Origin of the sequence: uncultured Thiodictyon sp., from assembly GCF_903828115.1 — a bacterium.
In the GTDB taxonomy this organism is placed as follows: domain Bacteria; phylum Pseudomonadota; class Gammaproteobacteria; order Chromatiales; family Chromatiaceae; genus Thiodictyon.
The window spans coordinates 1-1,849 of sequence record NZ_CAIKKU010000893.1 but is presented as its reverse complement, the minus strand read 5'-3'; the positions used below and the strand labels follow the sequence as shown (position 1 = coordinate 1,849).

Sequence of the window (1,849 nt, the reverse complement as noted above, 5' to 3'; positions counted from 1 at the left end):
GGAGGGCGCCAAGGCTGAAGCCTTGGACTCCAGCGGTGGCTGATGGCAGCTTGGGTTTCAAGGGTAAGGAGGATGAGCCAGGATAGCCTCCGACGATCACTCGGACGTGAACGATGGGGATCAGCTGCGCTGCAAAGTCTAACAGATGGGGCGAGGGATCGGCGCGGCAACTGGTTGCACGCGGCGAACGGGGTCGGGCGTGGTGTGCGGTGAGCGCCTGCAACTGGGGGGCGAACGTCTCGATACGTATTGCGTTGCGGGCCTTGACCGTCGTTCCGGCCGCGGGCCTCGGGGCGCACGGCTCCCCGCTGATGGGTGACACCGCTGGAGAGACTGTGCAACTATCCCCGTTGGAACCCCGGCAGACGAACCCACTCCGGTATCCTGGGCCGCCAGTCGCCAGTCGCCGGGCCCGGTGCCAGGCGCGCGACGCCGACTCGACGGCTGTAGCGTCGAGCCATGATCATCGGACGCTGCGGCGCCCTCGCCCCGCGCAGACCGACTGTTTTGCAGACCCAAGCACACCAAACGAGGGCCACGGGAGGCAACCATGCCCATCAAGCAAGTGATCACCGAGGGCGAGAAGCCCGTCAAGGTCTGGACCGACGAACTGGACGCCTATGCGCGCTCGCAGTTGGTGAATCTCTCCAAGATGCCCTTCATCCACCGTCATGTCGCCGCCATGCCCGATGTGCACGGCGGGATCGGTGCCACCATCGGCTCGGTCATCGCGACCCACAAGGCGATCATTCCGGCCGCGGTGGGGGTGGACATCGGCTGCGGCATGGCGGCGGTGCGGACCTCGCTCACGGCTGAACAGATCGACGAGCACTCGCTAAAGAAGGTCTTCGACCAGATCAGCCGCGATGTACCGGTCGGGCGCAATCAGCATAAGGACGAGCGCGCCCTGACGGAGTCGGCCCGGCCCTTCGACGCCGCCCTGACCGCGATGACGCAGAAGCACCCGCAACTGCTCAAGGCCTTCGGGCGCTTCTCCAACTGGGTGAACCAGATGGGCACGCTCGGCGGGGGCAACCACTTCATCGAGGTCTGTCTGGACGAGTCGGGGCAGGTCTGGGTCATGCTGCACTCGGGCAGCCGCGGTATCGGCAACGCCATCGGTCATTACTTCATCGAGTTGGCGCGGCGCGACATGGAGCGCTGGTTCATCCAACTGCCGGACCGGGATCTCGCCTATTTCCCGGAGGGCAGCGAGCACTTCGACGACTATGTGGCTGCGGTCTCGTGGGCCCAGTCCTATGCGCGGGAGAACCGCGACCAGATGATGACGCTGGTCCTCGCCGCACTCGCCCGGCACCTGCCGGCCTTCCAGACGACCCAGGCGGTGATCAACTGTCACCACAACTATGTGGAGCGGGAGCACCACTTCAACGAGAACGTCTGGGTGACCCGCAAGGGGGCCATCCGGGCGCGGGAGGACGATCTGGGGATCATCCCCGGCAGTATGGGGGCGCGCAGCTATATCGTGCGCGGCAAGGGCAACCCCGACAGCTTCTGCTCCTGCGCCCACGGCGCCGGACGGCGTATGAGCCGCACCGCGGCCGAGCACCAGTTCACCGTCGCCGACCTGGCGGCCCAGACCCAAGGCGTCATCTGCCGCAAGGACAAGGGCGTGATCGACGAGATCCCAGGCGCCTACAAGGACATCGACCAGGTCATGGCGAACCAGGCGGACCTGGTCGAGGTGGTGCATACCCTCAAGCAGGTGGTGTGTGTGAAGGGGTGATGCGGGAAGGAGCGGTCAGCAGTCAGTAGTCAGCAGTCAGCCAAGTGTTCATCAGCGCCTTCGTAACGAGTCAGAAATAAGTTAAACAACGAGTACAATCGT

1 protein-coding gene is annotated in these 1,849 nt (G+C 64.9%); it reads left to right on the top strand.

Annotated elements, in window-relative coordinates:
- Positions 1 to 550: 550 nt before the first annotated feature.
- Complete coding sequence (locus QZY48_RS33835) at positions 551 to 1,747, top strand: RtcB family protein (protein WP_295439066.1); 1,197 nt, start codon at positions 551 to 553, stop codon at positions 1,745 to 1,747.
- The last annotated feature ends 102 nt before the right edge of the window (positions 1,748 to 1,849 follow it).